This window comes from Pelagibius sp. 7325 (assembly GCF_037652055.1).
Classification (GTDB): Bacteria; Pseudomonadota; Alphaproteobacteria; order Kiloniellales; family Kiloniellaceae; genus Pelagibius.
This window is the reverse complement of record NZ_JBBKAH010000006.1, coordinates 70,670-86,390: the sequence shown is the minus strand read 5'-3', so window position 1 is coordinate 86,390 and position 15,721 is coordinate 70,670. Positions and strand designations below refer to the sequence as shown.

Below are 15,721 nucleotides of genomic sequence, written 5' to 3'. Positions count from 1 at the left end.
ACCGGTCAGGCATTAACTCTTCAGGCGCGTCCACACCTTGTTGCGCAGTTCGCGCGCCGCCGGCGGACAGTCGAGATTCGGCCTCAGGCGGTCGGCGTACTCCTCGGGCATGGCGACGGCGGGGTCATTCTTCAGGGCATCGTCCATGAACTCGCCGGAACCCTTAATGGCGTTCATGTAGCCGGTGAAGTTGGAGGCGATGGCCGCGTTCTCGGGCGCCATCATCCAGTTGATGAAGGTCTTGGCGTTTTCCTTGTTAGGCGCCGAGGTCGGCACCACGAAGTTGTCGGCCCAGAAGGTGATGCCCTCCTTGGGGTACATGTAGACGGCGCTCGGCAGCTTCTCCTTGGTGCGGTGCGACGCCCCGTTCCACTGCATGTGCGCGGCCACCTCGCCGGCGGCCATGCGGTCGATGGTGCCGTCGGAGTTGTAGGTGGCGACGAACGGCTTCTGCTTCTCCAGGATGTCGAGGATCTTCTGCGCGTCCTTGGAATCCTCGGTGCACTTGGAAACGCCGGCGTAGTAGGCGGCGGCGTTGTAGACCTCGACCTCGTCGTTCAGCATGGCGATCTGCCCTTTGAGGGCATCGCGCGGCTCGAAGACTTCCTTCCAGGAGTTTTCCAGCTCGCCGACCTTGGCCGAATCATAGGTGAAGCCGGTGGTGCCCCACATGTAGGGCGCCGAGTATTCGCGCTTGGGGTCGGCCGGCATGTTGTCGTGCGGCGCCATGACGTTCTGGTAGTTCGACATCTGGTTGGCGTCGATCTTCTCGGCAAGCCCCTCGTCGATCATGATCTTCACCATGTAGTCCGACGGTACGACCACGTCGTAGCCGGCAGCGCCGGCCTGCAGCTTCGCCAGCATGGTCTCGTTGGAGTCGTAAACGTCTAGGGTTACCTTGATGCCGGTGTCCTTCTCGAACTTCGCCAACAGGTCGGGCGGGAAGTAGTTCGACCAGTTGTAGAGAAAGAGTTCCCCCGCGGCCTGAGCAGAGCCTGCCGTCAGGCTGAGAACCGCCGCGCAGGCGACCGTACTCAAGAGTTTCTTAATAGCCATTTTCTGAGCCTCCGATTTCTTTTTCATAGGACGGGCTTGTCGCCTTGTCCGTGCGGCGCCGTCTCGCCGCAGCGGGGCGTTATCGCCGCAGCCTGCCGACCAGGAACGACAGGGTGACGAAGAGGATCGAGACGATCAGCATCATCGAGGAAATCGCGTTGACCTCCGGCGTGATGCCGATGCGGATCATGCCGAAGATATAGACCGGCAGCGTGGTTGCGCCGGCGCCGGCCACAAAATAGGTGATGACGAAGTCGTCCAGCGAGATGATGAAGGCCAGCATTCCGCCGGACAGGATGCCCGGCCACAGCAGCGGTAGCGTCACGCGCCGGAAGGCCTGCCAGTCGCTGGCGTAGAGATCTGCGGCGGCTTCGCCCAGCGCCTTGTCCATGCCCTCCAGGCGGGCGCGGATCGGCAGGTAGGCGAAGGGGATGCAGAACACCGTGTGGGCGACGATCACCGTGGTGAGGCCCAGCCGGAAGCCGATGAGGATGAAGAACAGCAGGCTGGCGACGGCCGTGACGATTTCAGGCACCACCAGCGGCAGCACGATGAGGCCGGAAATGCCGTCCGCGCCGCGGAAGCGGCCCTTTGCCATGCCGAGAGCGGCGAGAGTCGCGGCGGCCGTCGCCGCCAGGGTCGCGGCGGTGGCGACGACGAGGGAGTTGGTTGCCGCGCGGATGATGTCGTCGTTGGCCAGCACGATGCCGTACCACTGGGTCGAGAAGCCGCTCCAGATCGTCGCCAGGCGGTTCTCGTTGAAGCTCAAGACGATGAGCACGATGATCGGCAGGTAGAGGTAGGCGAAGAACAGCCAGCTGGCCGCGCGGATACCGCGGAAGCGCCACAGGGGATTGCTGACATCGACGCGCATCAGTGGCCTCCCGCCGGCGCGCGCCGGAAGCGTAGAAGGTAGGCCATCATCGCCAGCAGTACGATGGCGAGCAGGGCGAAAGCCAGCGCCGCGCCGAAGGGCCAGTTGCGCGCGGCGCCGAACTGGCTCTGGATCAGGTTGCCGATCATCATCGACTTGCCACCGCCCAGGAGCTCCGGCGTCACGTAGGCGCCCAGCGCCGGCACGAAGACCAGCACGCAGCCGGCGGCGATGCCGGGGGCGGCCAGCGGCAGGATGACGCGGGTGAGGGCGCGCTTGCGGTCTGCGCCGAGGTCGAAGGCGGCCTCGATGAGCCGCGAATCCATTTTTTCCAGGCTGGCGTAGATCGGCAGCACCATGAAGGGCAGGTAGCTGTAGGTGAGGCCGATGGAAACGGCATAGGGCGTATAGAGCAGACCGAGCGGCTGGTCGCTGATGCCCAGCCAGTGCAGCAGGTTTTCCACCAGGCCGCCGTTGCGCAGCAGCAGGATCCAAGCGTAGTTGCGCACCAACAGGTTGGTCCAGAACGGGATGGTGACCAGGAAGATCAGCAGGTTGCGGCGGCCTTCCGGCTGCATCGACATGTAAAGCGCGGTCGGGAAGCCGATCGCCAGCGCCAGCACGGCGGTCAGCAGCGAGAGGCCGAAGGAGCGCGCGAAGATCTGCAGGTAGTCGGTGTTGAGGATCAGGCTGTCGTCGAGGTCGCGCTCGAAGATGAAGTTTACGTAGGCTTCCGGGGTGATGCTGTCCCACACCACGCCGCCGTTGAGGCCCTTCTGCAGGATCGACACGTAGGCCATGAGCAGCAGCGGCGCCACCATGAAGAACCCGATGATCGCCAAGGCGGGCGTGATCTGCAGGACGCGCTTGCCGGTTGCGGAAACCATCTGGGCTCAGTCCGCCAGGCGCTGGACGGCGGCCGGCGCGATCTGCACCTTCACCTCGGCGCCGCTGGCGAGGTCGAGGCGCGCGCCCTCGCTGTTCTGGCTGCGCACGACGAAAGGCGTGCCGTCGGCCAGCGTCAGGTGGTAGGTGGTGTCGGTGCCCATGTAGACCACGGCGCCCACCTTGGCCGGCAGGCCCTCGGCGGTGGCGGACGCGAGCACCGCGCGTTCCGGGCGCACCGCCAGGGTAACGTTGCTGCCGCCCATGTCGTTCGCGGCGCCGTTGAGGCCCAGGACGCTGCCGCACTTGAGATGTGCGACGGTGCGTCCGCCGGCGTTCTCCAGGCGGCCTTCCAGGAAATTGGTCTCGCCGATGAAGTCGGCGACGAAGCGGCGCTGCGGGTGTTCGTAGATTTCCGTCGGCGAGCCGATCTGCAAGACCTTGCCGCTCTCCATCACCGCGAGGCGGTCGGACATGGTGAGCGCTTCTTCCTGGTCATGGGTGACGAAGACGAAGGTGATGCCGGTCTCGGTCTGCAGGCGCTTCAGCTCGATCTGCATCTCCTTGCGCAGTTTCAGGTCGAGCGCGGAGAGCGGTTCGTCGAGCAGAAGCACCTTGGGCTGACTGGCCAGCGCGCGGGCCAGGGCGACGCGCTGCTGCTGGCCGCCCGAAAGCTGCGCCGGCTTGCGGTTGGCGTAGCCCTGCAGCTTCACCAGGGCCAGCATCTGCTCGACACGGGCCTCGCGCTCGTCCTTGGGGCGGCCCAGCATCTCCAGCCCGAAGGCAATGTTCTGTCCGACACTCAGGTGCGGGAAGAGGGCATAGCTCTGGAACACCGTGTTGATCGGCCGCTTGAAGGGCGGCAATCCGGTCAGCTGCTGGCCTTCCAGGAAGACATCGCCCTTGGTCGGCTGCTCGAAGCCGCCGATGAGGCGCAGCAGGGTGGTTTTGCCGCAGCCGGAGGGGCCGAGCAGGGTGAAGAACTCGTTCTGGCGGATGGTCAGCGAGACGTCGTCGAGGGCATGAACCGCCTCTGATCCGGCGCCGAAGGTCTTGGACAGCCCCCGCGCTTCGATGGCTGCTGTTTGCACTCAACTCTCCCTGTACCTGCTTGCTGTCGAGCATAGCGAGGCAGGTTGAGCGACCACAAGGCGGAATCCTGGCGGTTTCCCACATCTGCTGCGAAAAAGCTTTGAATTTTGCGGGTTTGATCGCTCGGCTTATATCACCTGACGGGAATGGCCTGGGGCGATTGCAAGGCATGGCTGCGCGGGTCGCCAGTCAGCGTTTCCGCAGCCCGGACCAGCGGCGCCAGGGTCTCGGCCACTCGCGCCAGGCTGCGCAGCAGCGCGCGCATGCCGGGGCTTTCGATGCCGCCGAGGGCATCTTCCAGGAAGGCGGCAAAGGGATCGCGCTCGGCCGGGAAGGCGCGCAGGCGCACGCCCGCGTCTTCGGCGATACCGGCGGCGCCCTTGGCAAGGCTGAGCGCCTTCCGGTAGCCGCCCAGCTCGTCGATCAGACCGGCCGCCTTGGCGTCGGCACCCGACCAGATCTGGCCCTTGGCGACCGCCAACACCTCTTCGCGCGCGAGACCGCGCCCTGCGGCCACCTTGCCGGTGAAGTCGGCATAGGTGGCATCCAGGGTCTGCTGCAGCCAGTCCCACTCGTCGCGGCTGAAGGGGGCATTGGGGCTCCAGATCGCGGCGCGCTGGCCCGCCTGCACGCCGTCCCAATTCACGCCCAGGTCCGCCCAGAGCTCGCGCAGCGAAACCTTGCCGGCTACCACGCCGATGGAGCCGGTGAGGGTCCCCGGCTGGGCCACGATGGCCTCGGCCGCCGCCGAGACGAAGTAGCCGCCGGAGGCCGCGACATTGCCCATGGAAACCACCAGCGGCTTGCCCAGGTCGCGGGCGCGCTGCACCTCGCGCCAGATGGTGTCGGAGCCGACGTAGGAGCCGCCCGGGCTGTCGACGCGAAAGACGATGGCCGCGACCTCGGGGTCGTCGATCGCCGCGGCCAATGCCTCGGCGACGTCGACGGCGCCCATGGTGACGCGCCCGAAGATGGGATCGTTCTCGCTCTCAGCCAGGATGATCGGGCCTTCGCCGTGCACCAGTGCGATGACGGGCGCATCGGCATTATCGTCCAGCTCCGAGCCGTCCTGCTCCACGGTTTCCGCGTAGTCGCCCAGCGAGACCCAGGCCGCTTCTTCGCCGCCGGCGGACTGCATCGCGGCCTCGACGGCATCGCGCAGCTCGTCCCAATAGCCGAGGCGGTCGACCAGACCCAGGTCGACGGCCTGCCGGCCGCGGTAGGGCGCGCGGTCGACCATCTGGCGCACGGCGGCGGCCTCCAGGTTGCGCGACTCGGCGACCGACGTCGCGATCTGCATCAGCGCTGAATCGAGATAGCGCTGCAGGTTCTGGCGGATCGGCGCGGGCATGGTGTCGTCGGTGAGAAAGCTCAAGGCGCCCTTGTACTCCTCGCGCTGGGCGACTTGGGCGCGCACGCCGATGTCCTCCAGCAGCGGCTTCAGGAAGGGCTGCTCCAGGGCGAAGCCGGTAATGCCGAGATCGCCCGAGGGCTGCATCCAGATTTCCCCCGCCGCGCTGGCGAGGAAGTAGTGCAGGGTGCCGTTGCCCGCCTCGCCGAAGGTCTCGGCGAAGGCGGTGACCGGTTTGCCCTGGGCGCGAAACCCGGCAACGGCCTCGCGCAGCTCCTGCACCTGGGCGAGGCCCGGCTCGCCCCAGCCGGCGCGAATGACGAGGCCCTTCACCCGCTCGTCGCGTCCGGCCGCGTCCAGCGCCGTCACCGCCTCGCGCAGCACCAGCGTGGGCCCGAGGGAGGCGCGCGCCAGGGGATTGTCGGGGCGCTGCTCGACCAGCCCTTCGGAGAGGTCGAGCACCAGCACCATACCGTCGGGCACCTCGGCCACCCGCGGCTGGAAGGCGTCGAAGCGGGGCAGCAGCAGGGCGCCGGCAACGACGCCGGCGATGATGAGGAAGCCGACCGCCGCGAAGAGGCCGACCACGCACTTCAGCAGGAAGAGGATGATTCGGATCATGCCGCTATCTCACCGGCTCGCCCGCCCCCTGGCCAGTTAAATTTTCGTGCCGAAAGAGGGACCGGCGGGGACGGTGTCGCGGCTTGCCAGCCGGGCGGGGATCGCGCAAAGTCCGCCCGCAAAACCCAGCGAAATAGGGAAAAACCACGGATCATGACGGAGAGAACACCCCGGAGGCGGGCCCATGCGGCGTAAGGCGCGGCGCGGCGGCGGCCGCCAGGTCGAGCTGACGGTGGAGGCGCTGGGCGCCAAGGGCGACGGCATTGCCACGGTCGACGGCCGCCCGCTGTTCCTGGCCCAGACCGTGCCCGGCGACCAGGTGCTGGCGCGGGTGACGGGGGAGCGCGGCGGCGGCTTCAAGGGCGAGGTGATCGAGCTGCTGCAGCCCGGCCCCAACCGCGCCGACCCACCCTGTCCCTTCTTCGGTCCCTGCGGCGGCTGCGCCCTGCAGCACATGGAGGACGGCGCCTACGCGGCCTGGAAGGCGGAGCAACTCACCATCGCGCTGGAGCGCAAGGGCCTGCAGCCGGAGACGCTGCATCCCCTGCGGCGCGTGGCGCCGGGCAGCCGCCGGCGCATCACCTGGTCGGCGCTGCGCACGGCCGAGAAGCTTTTGCTCGGCTACTACGAGCGCGAGTCCCATCAGCTCGCCGACATCGATTCCTGCCTGCTGGTAGCGCCGGAGCTGCACGCGCTCATCGCGCCGCTCCATGCGGCTCTGCAGCCGGTGCTGGAGATCCGCGAGCAGGCCCGCGTCACCGCGACGCTCTGCGAAACCGGCGTCGATGTACTGATCGACTCGCGCCAGCCGCTGCGGCTCATCGACCGCGAGACGCTGGCCGCCTTCGCCGAGGAAAGCGACCTGGCGCGGCTGTCGTGGACCGACGGACAGGACGAGCCGACCCCGCTGGCGTTCCGCCGCGATCCGCTGCTCACTTTCGGTGGCGTGCCGGTGCTGCTGCCGCCCGGCGGCTTTGTGCAGCCGACGGCGGAGGGCGAGGCCATTCTGGTCGAGCTGGTCATGGCCGCGGTGCCGGACGGCGCGGAGACGGCGGCCGACCTCTTCGCCGGCTGCGGCACCTTCACCTTTCCGCTTGCCGAACGGATGCAGGTCTACGCGGCCGAAGGCGCCGAGGACTCGCTGATGGCCTTGGAAGCCGCCGCGCGGCGCTCCGATCGTGCGGGCCGCGTGCAGGCGGAACCGCGCGACCTCGCACGCTTTCCGGTGCTGGCCGACGAACTCTCCGGCGGCGATGTGGTGGTCTTCGATCCGCCGCGCAACGGCGCCCGCGAGCAGGTTGCGGAGATCGCCGCCTGCGACGTGCCGACGGTCATCGCCGTCTCGTGCAACCCCACGACCTTCGCGCGCGACGCGCGGACATTGGTCGACGGCGGCTACCGTCTGAAAGAAGCGACGCCCATCGACCAGTTCCCCTGGTCGGGTCATCTGGAACTGGTCGCGGTGTTCGAGCGCTAGGTTACAATTGCAGGATAAGTCCTGACGTTCCTTAACGATTTTGTAAGACCACGCACCGAAAATCTCTCCTGTCCGCTGCGTTGGCCCGGCTACCTACTCACCGCCGCGACACCCGCGCTCCTGCGGGAATGACCCTGGGTGAAACGGAGGTGAGAACGACATGACGGCATGGCCGCAGAAGCGTCGCGAGCTTCACAATCATCATTTCGATTCGACGATCTGGAACGACTTCCGCTTTCGCGACGACGACATCGTCATCGCCACCTACGGCAAGTCGGGCACGACCTGGTTACAGCAGATCGTCGCGCAATTGATCTTCGCCGGGCGCGACGACGTGTCGGTAGCGGAGCTGTCGCCCTGGCTGGATCTGCGCATCCCGCCCAAGGAAGTAAAGCTGCCGGAGATCGAGAAGCAGACGCATCGGCGTTTCCTGAAGACCCATCTGCCGGTCGATGCGCTCGTTTTTTCGCCGAAGGCCAAGTACATCTACATCGGCCGTGATGGCCGTGACGTCGCCTGGAGCATGTACAACCATCACGCCAACGCCAATCAGCTCTGGTACGAGGCGTTGAACGATTCGCCGGGCCGCGTCGGGCCCGCGATCGAAAGGCCGACGGACGACGTACGGCAGTACTACCTCGAATGGATCGAGCGGGACGGCCATCCCTTCTGGCCGTTCTGGGACCACGTGCGCTCGTGGTGGGCCATCCGCCACTTGCCGAATGTCCTGCTGCTGCATTTTGCCGATCTCAAGAACGACATGCCGGGAGGGATCCGGCAGATCGCGGCGTTTCTCGATATCGCGGTCGACGAATCGCGCTGGGACGCCATTGTCGAGCACTGTTCGTTCGATTACATGAAGGCGAATGCCTCGGCCAGCGTGCCGCTCGGCGGCGCCTTCTGGGAAGGCGGCGCGCAGACCTTCGTGCACAAAGGCACCAACGGCCGCTGGCGCGATGTCCTCACGGCCGCGGACTGCAAGGCTTACGAGCACCGCGCGCGGGCGGAACTGGGCGAGGACTGTGCCGCCTGGCTGGGCGGTGGAAGCGAAGCGAAGGCCTAACGTTTCGCTTCCTGCAGCACGTTGCGGATCGCGTCCACCGCGGTCATCACATCGTCTCGCGAAATATCCAGGTGGGTGACGGCGCGGACGGAGGTGCCGGCGCCGCCCAGGTCGACGCCCTTGGCTTTCAGCGCATCGCAGAACGAGTCGGCGGTCATGCCGCTGCCGGCGATGTCGAAGAACACGATGTTGGTCTCCACCGCCTGGGGGTCGACCTTCACGCCCGGCAGGTTGCGCAGGGACTCGGCGAAGAGCTTGGCGTTGGCATGATCCTCGGCCAGGCGCTCGACGTTGTGCTCCAGCGCGTAGATGCCGGCGGCCGCGATGATGCCGGCCTGGCGCATGGCGCCGCCGGTGCGCTGCTTCAGGCGCCAGGCTTCTTCGATGAATTCCTTGGAGCCCGCCAGCACCGCGCCGACCGGGCAGCCGAGACCCTTGGAAAGATCGATCCACAAGCTGTCGAAGGGGCCGGCGAAGTCCTTGGCCGTAACGCCCGAGGCGACGACGGCGTTCAACAGGCGCGCGCCGTCCATGTGGTAGGCGAGGCCCTGCTGATCGGCGAGCGCGCCGAGCGCCTGGATGTCGGCGAGCGGCCAGACGGCGCCGCCGCCCAGGTTCGCGGTCTGCTCAATTGCGATCAGGCGGGTCTGCGGATTGTGGCGGTCCTTGGGGCGGATCGCCGCGCGCGCGGCCTCTACCGAGAACTGGCCCTTGGCGCCATCGAGGCCCTGGATCTGCACGCCGGAAAAGGCGGCGGTGCCGCCGGCCTCGAAGTTCAGGATGTGCGCGGTGCGATGGGCGATGATCTCCTCGCCCGGACGGCAGTGGATGTGGATGGCCAGCTGGTTGCACATGGTGCCGGACGGCAGGAAGACCGCGGCCTCCTTGCCCAGCAGCTCGGCGGTCATCTCGCAGAGCCGGTTGACGCTGGGGTCCTCGCCGCGCTGCTCGTCGCCGACCTCGGCCTCGGCCATGGCAAGGCGCATCGCCTTTGACGGCTGCGTCTGGGTGTCGCTGTAAAGATTGATCATGATGTCCGTCCTGGAATTACTCGGGCAACGTGCCGGTCAGTGCGCGCTGGCGCAGCAAGTGGTCGGCCAGCACGATCGCCATCATCGCCTCGCCCACCGGCACCGCGCGGATGCCGACGCAGGGATCGTGACGGCCCTTGGTGACGATCTCGGTCTCCTTGCCGTGGCGGTCGACGGTCTTGCGCGGCGTCAGGATGGAGGAGGTCGGCTTCACCGCGAAGCGCACCACCACGTCCTGGCCGGTGGAGATGCCTCCCAGGATGCCGCCGGCCTTGTTGGAGGTGAAGGCGACGCCGTTGCCTTCCAGGCGCATCTCGTCGGCGTTCTCCTCGCCGCTGAGGGCTGCCGCTTCCAGCCCGGCGCCGATCTCGACCGACTTCACCGCGTTGATCGACATCATCGCCTTGGCGAGGTCGGCGTCGAGCTTGTCGTAGACCGGCTCGCCGAGGCCCGCGGGCACGCCCGAGGCCACCACCTCGATCACGGCACCGGTGGAGGAGCCGGCCTTGCGGACGCCGTCGAGGAAGCCTTCCCAGTCCTTGGCCGCCTTGGCGTCGGGGCACCAGAAGGGATTCTGCACGATCTGGTCCCAGTCCCAGTTGTCACGCTCGATGCGGTGCGGGCCCATCTGCACCAGGGCGCCGCGGATCGTCACCGCCTGGCCCAGCACGTGGTTGAGCACCTTGCGGGCGATGCCGCCGGCGGCGACCCGCATGGCGGTCTCGCGCGCCGAGGAGCGCCCGCCGCCGCGGTAGTCGCGGATGCCGTATTTCTTCCAGTAGGTATAGTCGGCGTGACCGGGCCGGAACTTGTCGGCGATGTCGCCGTAGTCCTTGGAGCGCTGGTCCTGGTTCTCGATGACGAGGGAGACCGGCGTGCCGGTGGTCACGCCATCGAACACGCCGGAAAGAATCTTCACCTCGTCAGGCTCGCGGCGTTGCGTCGTGAAGCGCGACTGTCCGGGCTTGCGCCTGTCGAGCCAGTGCTGCAGGTCCGATGCTTCCAGCGGGATGAGCGGCGGCACGCCGTCGACGACGCAGCCGATGGCGGGGCCGTGGCTTTCGCCCCAGGTGATGAAGCGAAAGATCTCTCCGAAACTGTTGCCTGCCATCGGCGGGGCGCCCTTACGGGGTGAGAGTCTGCCTCAGGATTGAGGCGTGAAATTCTTCAGCAGCTCGGCGAGCTGCGGGGCTGCATCGACCGACATCATGCCGACCACGTGATAGCCGGAGTCGACGTGATGCACCTCGCCGGTAACGCCCCCGGAAAGATCAGACAGCAGGTAGAGGCCGGCGCCGCCGACCTGCTCGATGCTGACATTCTGCCGCAGCGGCGAATTCAGTTCGTTCCACTTCAGGATATGCCGGAAGTCGCCGATACCGGAGGCGGCCAGCGTCTTGATCGGGCCGGCGGAAATGGCGTTGACGCGGATACCCTGGTCGCCGAGGTCGGCAGCGAGGTAGCGTACGCTGGCCTCCAGCGCCGCTTTGGCGACGCCCATGACGTTGTAGTGCGGCATGACGCGCTCGGCGCCGTAGTAGGTCAGGGTGACGATGCTGCCGCCATCCTTCATCAGCGGCACAGCCCGCTGGCTGATCGCGGTCAGCGAATAGCAGGAGATGTCGAGCGAGCGCAGAAAGTTGCCGCGGCTGGTCGCGAGGTACTTGCCCTTCAGCTCTTCCTTGTCGGCATAGGCGATGGCGTGGACCAGGAAGTCCAGCTTGCCCCAGGCCTTCTCGATTCCGGCAAAGACGGCGTCGATCGAGGCGTCGTCGGTGACGTCGCAGGGCAGCACCAGCTTGGCGCCGACCGAATCGGCCAACGGGCGGACCCGCTTTTCCAGGGCTTCGCCCTGGTAGGTGAAGGCGAGTTCGGCCCCCTGTGCGTGGGTGGCCTTGGCGATGCCCCAGGCAATGGACCGGTCATTGGCGACCCCCATGACAAGGCCGCGCTTGCCGGCCATTAAGGGTTGGGGCTCGGTCATTCCTTCTCCTCGAAATGTCAGTCAGATTGCAAAGGTGCTTCAGGAAGAGCGGCATCCTACACCAAAGGCCTCGCGGGTCAACGCCGCGACCTCGCAATAATCCCACATTTCCGCCGATTCTTGCTATACAATGCCGCTCTTTCGGGCAGGCAGGCGGGGCCCCTGAGCGGACATGGGATGGTGCCATGAAGAAACCCGAATTTCTTGGATTCCTGCGGAACCTTGCCCCTTTTGCCGCCTACTGCGGCCGCCGTTTCATGGCCGACCAGTGTCTGCGGACGGCAACCCAGCTGAGCTACGCCTCGCTGCTGGCCATCGTCCCAATCCTGGCCATCTGCTTCGGCCTGCTGTCCGCCTTTCCGGCCTTCGAGCGCCTCAGGGTCGATGCCCAGCTGCTGCTGTTCCAGAACCTCGTGCCCAACGCCGGGGTGGAGGTCAGCGACCAGATTGCCACCTTCGTGGAGAACGCCCGATCGATGACCGGGGCGGGGACCCTGGCGCTGATGGTCACCGCCATTTTGCTGCTCTCCACCATCAACGGCGCCTTCAACGGCATCTGGCGGGTTACCGAGCCGCGCTCGCTGGGTGTGCGCATCATGGCCTATTGGATGGTGCTGACCATCGGGCCGCTGCTGCTCGGCGCCTCGCTGTCGCTGTCCAGTTATGGCTTCGCCACCGCGGTGCTGGAGCACGGCGACCGTGCCTTCGGCCTCACCCGCCTGCTGCCCTTCCTGCTCACGGCCTGCGGTTTCACCCTGCTGTATACCGTTGTGCCGGCGCGCAGCGTCGCCTTCCACCATGCGTTGATCGGCGGCGTTGTCGGCGCGGCGCTCTTCGAGTTCGTGAAGTGGGGCTTTGGTCTCTACCTGAGGCAGTTTCCCTCTTATGAGGCGATCTACGGCGCCATGGCGGCGGTGCCGGTCTTCCTGGTGTGGATGTACATCTCCTGGGCCATCGTGCTGTTCGGCGCGGAGGTCGCCGCGGCGGCGCCGGAGTGGCGTCTGCTCGATCGCCTGCGCGCCGGTAGCCGCGGCGCCGGGCCGCGGCTGGCGCTGGCGCTGGCACTGCTGTATCGCCTGCGCAACGCCGCGCGCTCGGGCTCCATGCTGAAGGAAACCGCACTGACCCGCGGCCTTCCCGCCGGCCTCGATCAACTGGCGTCGGTTCTCCACGCGCTGAAGCAGCACGGCTTCGCCGGGCGCAGCGGTGGGCGCTGGTTCCTCACCCGCGACCTGACGACGGCCAGCCTGCAGGATCTGCTGGTGGCGCTCGACCTCGCGCTGGCGCCGGGCGAGGGCTGGCCGGAAGGGGTCGAGGCGATCGTCAACGCGGCAGGCGAGCTCGGCCACGACGTGAAGGGCAAGAGCCTCGCCACGCTGATCGACAAGGCGACGGCCAGCGATCCGCCCGACGGCGTTGCGCGCTTGCATCCGGCGCCCAGGGACGAAAGATAGGGCGATGAAAGATAGGTGAACAGCCCTCCCCGCTAGGACCCCGCCCCATGGAACTCGTCCACGTTCTCAGCTTCGCCGCGGTGGCGGGCCTGCTGGTCATGTCGCCCGGTCCAAACGGCGTGTTGATCGCCAAGACCGTCCCGACCTCCGGCCGGCTTGCCGGTTTCGCCAACATCGGCGGATTCGTCGCCGCCTTCTACCTGCACGGCACGCTGGCGATCTTCGGCATCTCGGTGATCCTGGTGCGTTCGGCCGAAGCCTTCTTCGTGGTGAAGATGCTGGGCGCGGCCTATCTCTGCTGGATCGGCTTCAAGGCCTTGCGCGACGCCTGGCGGGGTGTCGAGAAAGTCGCCGCGGTGACACCGGCCCGGCGCCGGCGTACGCTCGCCAAGGCCTTTGCCGAAGGGTTCGTCACCAATGCCCTCAACCCCAAGGTCTCGATGTTCTACCTCGCGGCCTTTCCGCAGTTCATGCCTCTTGGCGAAGGCGCGGTGTCGGGCGCATTCCTGCTGGTCTGCGTGCACGCGCTGCTGAACGTGGTGTGGTTCACCGCGATGGTGCTGTTGTTCGCAAAGGTCATGCGCGTGGCGCGCGGCGGGCGCTTTCAGCGCTGGCTGAAGGCTGTGACGGGGGTGATCTTCGTGGGCTTCGGCGCCAAGCTGGCGGCACTCAATCCCTGATCGCCGCAACCCGGATCACGTCGAAGCCGTCTGGTCCTCGTCGTCGTCGCTGAGGTGGGCGCGCAACTGCTCCTGCGCCGACTCCGGCAGTTCCCGGATCGCTTCGTTCAGTTCGGATAGCGCGCGGCGCAGGCTGTAGACCTGATCGAGCAGCCGCAGCACGACGGGGATGGCGTCCTCGTTGACGCCGAGGTCGTTGCGCAACTCGGCGATCAGCTTCACGCGCGCCACGTCGGCTTCGTCGAAATAGAAATCGCCGCTCTCCTCGACCGGCAGCACCCAGTGCTGCTCAATCCAGGCATGCAGCTCGCTGGCACCGATGTCCAGCGATACCAGCACATCTTCGAAACTTGCCGCCATGGCCGTCGCGCTCCCCTCGCTCTGGCTGTGGACCTCGATCAGGTCATGCCCGCCTTGCGCCGCGGGTCGTAGTCGTGCGAGCGGCTCCAGTTCTCGATGAACTCACGCAGCTCCTGGTCCGGTCGCTCCGGCAGCATGACGCGCAGTTTCACGTACTGGTCACCGACCTCGTCGCTGTCGCGCGCCTGGACGCCCTTGCCCTTGAGGCGCAGGGTCGAACCGCTGTTGGAGCCCTGTGGGATCTTCATCGACACGCTGCCGTACACCGTCGGCACGGTGACGGTGGCACCCAGCAGCGCCTCCTGCAGGGTGACCGGCAGTTCGACATGCACGTTGTTGCCCTTCCGCTCGAAGAACGGGTGCGGCTCGATGTGCACCTCGACCAGCGCGTCGCCCGCCGGTCCGCCGCCGACGCCCGGCATTCCCTGGCCTTTCAGGCGCAGGCTCTGGCGATCCTCGGTGCCCGGCGGAATGCGCACGTCCAGCGTCTTGCCGTCGGCCAGCTTGATGCGCTTCTTGGCGCCCTTGGCGGCCTCCAGGAAGCTGATCGGCACGGTGTAGGAGACGTTGGCACCCGGCCGCCGCACCCGGCGGGTGCGCGAGCCGAAGAGGTCGGCGAAGATGTCGTCGACGTTGACGTCCTCGCCGGCGTCGAAGGGGCTGTACTTGGCGCCCCGCTTGGTGCCGGCATGGTTACGGTAGAATCCGCCTTTCCAGGGTGTTTCCTGGCCGCTGGCGTCGATCTCGCCCTGGTCGAAGCGCTTACGCTTCTCCGGGTCGCCCAGGATGCTGTAGGCCTGGGAAACTTCCTTGAACTTCTGTTCGATGGCCGCGTTGCCCGGATTGATGTCCGGGTGCAACTCCTTGGCCAGCTTGCGGTAGGCGCGCTTGACCTCCTCTTGCGAGGCCGAGCGCTCGACGTTCAGCAGCTTGTAGGGATCCTGCATAGGCTCTAACGACGTGACCTTGAAGGTTTGACCCCGGAATCGGGGAAGGAGGCATCCGTGCCAGGATACCTCCTCCCGATCCTACACCCAAGAGGCTGTCAGATTTCCTTAACGCCCGCCGAAGGCGGGCCGGGAAAGGTCTCGAACACCCTCTGTTTAGCTGCGGATTTCCCAGGCGCCGTCGGGCTGGCGGCAGGCCGTGCCGTAGGCCTGCTCTTCCTTGCCGCCGATGATGACGGTCTGCTGGAACTCGCGGCAGTAGGCGCCGGTCGAGGAGGTGCCCTCGCGGGTTGGCGTCACGCTGCCGCTGTTGCCGGTGTTGGGGTTGCTCCAGGTGATGGTATCGCCGACTGGCGCCGTGGTGGCGCGCTGGTAGGCCGACTCGGCCTTCTGGCGGTCGACCTCGTCCATGGTACGGCCGATCTCGCTGCCGATGAAGGCGCCCAGCAGGGCGCCGGCGGCCGTGGCGGCGAGTTGGCCGGAGCCGCCGCCGAACTGGGCGCCGAACAGGCCGCCCGCTGCGGCACCGCCCAAGGTACCGATGGTCTGCTTGGTGCCGCCCAGGCTGCTGTTTTCGCAGGCGGCGGCAGTGAGCGCGATGGCGGCGGCGGCGATAACGACTCGGAACTTCATTGTATTGCCCTTTCTCAACGTCAAGGGTCCCCCCGGTCAATGGCTCCCGTTCTTGGCTCAGGAGAGGACCCCAGGCATGGCCTGGAGGAACAGTTAGGCCCCAAATGGGGCGATCCGATGGCAGGTGCCAGTGCGGCGGAAAACCTGTCTATGCTACGGTTGCCGCCGCAGAACCATCCCCGGCAGCATGCCCGGATGATTTATCGCGCGCAA

General features: G+C 66.8%; 15 protein-coding genes. 4 read left to right on the top strand and 11 right to left on the bottom strand.

Annotated features, from left to right (window positions below):
• Nucleotides 1–12: 12 nt before the first annotated feature.
• The 5 genes from WDC82_RS16440 to sppA all read right to left on the bottom strand — a co-directional run bounded on the left by WDC82_RS16440 (nt 13) and on the right by sppA (nt 5,879).
• The gene (locus tag WDC82_RS16440) at nt 13–1,056 is read right to left on the bottom strand and encodes an extracellular solute-binding protein (RefSeq protein ID WP_340118446.1); all 1,044 of its coding nucleotides are present in this window, start codon (nt 1,054–1,056) and stop codon (nt 13–15) included.
• 79 nt (nt 1,057–1,135) lie between these two features.
• Nucleotides 1,136–1,930 carry an ABC transporter permease gene (locus WDC82_RS16435; RefSeq protein WP_340118445.1) on the bottom strand — a complete coding sequence of 265 codons (795 nt, stop codon included), beginning with the start codon at nt 1,928–1,930 and terminating at the stop codon, nt 1,136–1,138.
• Nucleotides 1,930–2,817, bottom strand: a complete 888-nt coding sequence (locus WDC82_RS16430) for an ABC transporter permease (protein WP_340118444.1) — start codon at nt 2,815–2,817, stop codon at nt 1,930–1,932. The genes WDC82_RS16435 and WDC82_RS16430 overlap by 1 nt, the downstream gene beginning before the upstream one ends.
• Nucleotides 2,818–2,823: 6 nt before the next feature.
• The gene (locus WDC82_RS16425) at nt 2,824–3,906 is read right to left on the bottom strand and encodes an ABC transporter ATP-binding protein (RefSeq protein ID WP_340118443.1); all 1,083 of its coding nucleotides are present in this window, start codon (nt 3,904–3,906) and stop codon (nt 2,824–2,826) included.
• Nucleotides 3,907–4,040: 134 nt separating this feature from the next.
• Nucleotides 4,041–5,879, bottom strand: coding sequence for a signal peptide peptidase SppA (gene sppA / locus WDC82_RS16420; RefSeq protein ID WP_340118442.1), 1,839 nt, complete (start codon nt 5,877–5,879; stop codon nt 4,041–4,043).
• A gap of 184 nt (nt 5,880–6,063) precedes the next feature.
• Between sppA and WDC82_RS16415 the strand changes: the two genes are divergently transcribed.
• Entirely contained in the window at nt 6,064–7,356 is a 1,293-nt protein-coding gene (locus WDC82_RS16415) for a class I SAM-dependent RNA methyltransferase (protein ID WP_340118441.1), read from the top strand.
• A gap of 160 nt (nt 7,357–7,516) precedes the next feature.
• Nucleotides 7,517–8,419 (top strand): sulfotransferase domain-containing protein, encoded by a 903-nt coding sequence (locus WDC82_RS16410; RefSeq protein WP_340118440.1) that lies wholly within the window; start codon nt 7,517–7,519, stop codon nt 8,417–8,419.
• Here the strand turns inward: WDC82_RS16410 and ltaE are convergent.
• Genes ltaE through fabI form a run of 3 tightly spaced genes read right to left on the bottom strand, consistent with a single transcriptional unit; the run spans nt 8,416 to nt 11,434 of the window.
• Complete coding sequence (ltaE, locus tag WDC82_RS16405; protein WP_340118439.1) at nt 8,416–9,450, bottom strand: low-specificity L-threonine aldolase; 1,035 nt, start codon at nt 9,448–9,450, stop codon at nt 8,416–8,418. The two genes, WDC82_RS16410 and ltaE, sit on opposite strands and share 4 nt — an antisense overlap.
• A 16-nt stretch (nt 9,451–9,466) precedes the next feature.
• A complete protein-coding gene (gene aroC / locus WDC82_RS16400) occupies nt 9,467–10,561 on the bottom strand; it encodes a chorismate synthase (RefSeq protein WP_340118438.1) in 1,095 nt (364 codons plus the stop codon).
• 33 nt (nt 10,562–10,594) lie between these two features.
• Nucleotides 10,595–11,434, bottom strand: coding sequence for an enoyl-ACP reductase FabI (gene fabI / locus WDC82_RS16395; protein WP_340118437.1), 840 nt, complete (start codon nt 11,432–11,434; stop codon nt 10,595–10,597).
• A 185-nt stretch (nt 11,435–11,619) separates the two neighbouring features.
• On the opposite strand from fabI, the gene WDC82_RS16390 reads away from it, so the two are divergent.
• Nucleotides 11,620–12,888: a YihY family inner membrane protein gene (locus tag WDC82_RS16390; RefSeq protein ID WP_340118436.1), complete on the top strand. Its 1,269-nt coding sequence runs from the start codon at nt 11,620–11,622 to the stop codon at nt 12,886–12,888.
• Nucleotides 12,889–12,935: 47 nt separating this feature from the next.
• The gene (locus tag WDC82_RS16385) at nt 12,936–13,568 is read left to right on the top strand and encodes a LysE family translocator (protein WP_340118435.1); all 633 of its coding nucleotides are present in this window, start codon (nt 12,936–12,938) and stop codon (nt 13,566–13,568) included.
• A 15-nt stretch (nt 13,569–13,583) separates the two neighbouring features.
• On the opposite strand, the gene WDC82_RS16380 is transcribed toward WDC82_RS16385, so the two are convergent.
• The 3 genes from WDC82_RS16380 to WDC82_RS16370 all read right to left on the bottom strand — a co-directional run bounded on the left by WDC82_RS16380 (nt 13,584) and on the right by WDC82_RS16370 (nt 15,508).
• Nucleotides 13,584–13,928 carry a chaperone modulator CbpM gene (locus tag WDC82_RS16380; RefSeq protein ID WP_340118434.1) on the bottom strand — a complete coding sequence of 115 codons (345 nt, stop codon included), beginning with the start codon at nt 13,926–13,928 and terminating at the stop codon, nt 13,584–13,586.
• A gap of 38 nt (nt 13,929–13,966) precedes the next feature.
• Nucleotides 13,967–14,875 carry a J domain-containing protein gene (locus WDC82_RS16375; RefSeq protein ID WP_340118433.1) on the bottom strand — a complete coding sequence of 303 codons (909 nt, stop codon included), beginning with the start codon at nt 14,873–14,875 and terminating at the stop codon, nt 13,967–13,969.
• Nucleotides 14,876–15,031: 156 nt separating this feature from the next.
• Nucleotides 15,032–15,508 (bottom strand): RT0821/Lpp0805 family surface protein, encoded by a 477-nt coding sequence (locus WDC82_RS16370; RefSeq protein ID WP_340118432.1) that lies wholly within the window; start codon nt 15,506–15,508, stop codon nt 15,032–15,034.
• Nucleotides 15,509–15,721 lie beyond the last annotated feature (213 nt).